The organism is Mycobacterium sp. NGS50 (assembly GCF_059812545.1).
The window spans coordinates 1-803 of the sequence record NZ_JCALCW010000089.1 but is presented as its reverse complement, the minus strand read 5'-3'; the positions used below and the strand labels follow the sequence as shown (position 1 = coordinate 803).

The 803-nt window shown below is 67.5% G+C and carries 1 protein-coding gene; it reads left to right on the top strand.

Features of this window, described 5'->3' with window-relative positions; all coding sequences use genetic code 11:
* Nucleotides 1-803: 13E12 repeat family protein (locus tag AC5Y36_RS25805; protein ID WP_500043818.1), on the top strand; the 803-nt coding region annotated here is incomplete at both ends.

The following is an 803-nucleotide window of genomic DNA, read 5'->3' as shown; positions in this document are numbered from 1 at the left end:
CAGCTCGAAGCCACCGCGCACGCCTGGCACCGCGGCGTTCTAGATCCCGACCATCTGCGGGTCATCCAAGACTTCATGCATGGCCTGCCGCAGACCATCCCGGTGCCCACCGTCGAAGAAGCCGAACGATTCCTTGCCGCAAAGGCCGCCGACGTACGCCCCGACCAACTCGCGAAAGTCGCTCATCGCTACGCCCAACGCATCAACCCCGACGGCACCTTCACCGACGCCGACCGGGCCCGCCAACGCGGATTCAGCTGGTCGACACAACGCCACGACGGCATGAGCACCGGACGCCTGACCGCCACCCCCGAACTACGCGCCAACCTCGACGCCTGGATGGCCCGCTTCGCCGCCCCCGGCATGTGCAACCCCGACGACCAAACACCCCGTGTCACCGGCCAACCCACCGACGACGCCCACAACACCGACCTACGCACCCCCGCCCAACGCCAACACGACGCACTCAACGCCCTAGTCCGCGGCCAACTCGGCGACCCGAAACTCGGCGTCCACCACGGCCTGCCGGTGACCGTCATCGTCTCGACAACACTCAAAGAGCTCACCGCAGGCACCGGAACAGCAGTCACCGCCGGCGGAACACTGCTGCCCATGCGCGACGTGATCCGCATGGCCAGCCACGCCTACCACTACCTAGCCGTCTTCGACGACCACCAAAACCGGCCCCTGTATCTGGGCCGAACCCGCCGCATCGCCTCCCCCGACCAATGGATCGTGCTCTACGCACGCGACCGCGGCTGCACCCACCCAGGCTGCGACGTCCCCGGCTACCACACCCAAGC